Genomic DNA, 1363 nt, shown 5'->3' on the forward strand with positions numbered 1-1363 from the left:
TGTCATTGCCTGAAATAAGTTGACCACAAATTAAAAGAATTATGAGTGGAAAACAACATTCTGGATTAAATCAGACAGAGCGGCAACGTCGAAGATTTAGTGAAACGTTTAAGAAAAAAAAGGTCAAGGACATTGAGCTAGGAAAGGTAAAAGTTTCAGAAATATGTAAAGCTTATACAGTTTCATATTCTGCAGTTTACAAATGGATTGATAAATTTGGAAGTATTAGTAAACCAGAACGTATTATAGTGGAATCAAAAAGTGATACTCAGAAGATTTTAGCCCTACAAAAACGGATTGCAGAATTAGAAAGGATGGTTGGTCAAAAGGAAATAGAATTGACTTTCAAGGAAAAGATGATAGAAATAGCAGAGGAAAAGTATGGGATAGAAATCAAAAAAAAACCTTTCACGAAACGGTGATTTATTTTAGAGAACATAGAGATGAATATGACTTCAGTCTAAATGGATTGTATTCAGCAGTTGGCTATAGCAAACAAGCTATTCATCAATATATAGGACGAAGTAATCGTTACAAAGAGGAGGTTTTACATATAATAGAATTGATACGACAGATACGTCTGGATCATCCAACGATGTGTTGTAGGCATATGTATTATAAGATAAATCCAAGCTACATAGGACGAGATCGCTTTGAGGCGATATGCCGAGATTATGGTTTTACAGCTAAGCGAACAAAGGCAAGGCATAAGACAACTGATAGCAGCGGTGTGATACGCTTTGATAATCTTCTAAATGATAAAATATTAACCGATAAAGATCAAGCGTGGAGTAGTGATATTACCTATTTTGAAATCGATGGTAGTTTTTACTACATCACCTTTATACTTGACTGCTATTCAAGACGCATATTGGGATATAATGTTTCGAATCGATTACTAACCAGACAGACAACACTACCGGCCCTACGTAATGCTGTAAAGACTCGAAAAGGGCAAATCGCACCTGGAATAATCTTTCATTCAGATGGAGGAGGTCAATATTATGCCGATGAATTCCTAGAATTTACCACACAATACAGTTTTAAGAATAGTATGTGTAAACACGCATACGAAAACGGAAAAGCTGAAAGGGTAAATGGAGTAATTAAAAACAATTATCTGCATCACTGGAACTTAAAAAACCTAGGAGAATTAGTAAAAGGAGTTGACCGAGCAGTTAACTTATACAATACAGATAAACCGCATTCTAGTTTGAAAAAAATGACGCCAATACAATTTGAAAATAAATTATGTAACTTTAAGAAAAAACAACCTAAAACACAGGTAATATAAAGTAGTTTAAAAGTAACTATACTTTAAAGATTTTATTTAAACCCGGTCAACGTTATTCAGGCATATACA

At 33.8% G+C, this 1363-nt stretch carries 2 protein-coding genes; both read left to right on the forward strand.

What is annotated here, in order from left to right; translation table 11 throughout:
- Positions 1-41 precede the first annotated feature (41 nt).
- Entirely contained in the window at positions 42-422 is a 381-nt protein-coding gene (locus L2586_RS24340) for a transposase (protein WP_235295614.1), read from the forward strand.
- Positions 419-1294: an IS3 family transposase gene (locus tag L2586_RS24345; protein WP_235295615.1), complete on the forward strand. Its 876-nt coding sequence runs from the start codon at positions 419-421 to the stop codon at positions 1292-1294. The genes L2586_RS24340 and L2586_RS24345 overlap by 4 nt, the downstream gene beginning before the upstream one ends.
- Positions 1295-1363 lie beyond the last annotated feature (69 nt).

The sequence above is a fragment of the Portibacter lacus genome, assembly GCF_021533215.1.
In the GTDB taxonomy this organism is placed as follows: Bacteria; Bacteroidota; Bacteroidia; order Chitinophagales; family Saprospiraceae; genus Portibacter; species Portibacter lacus.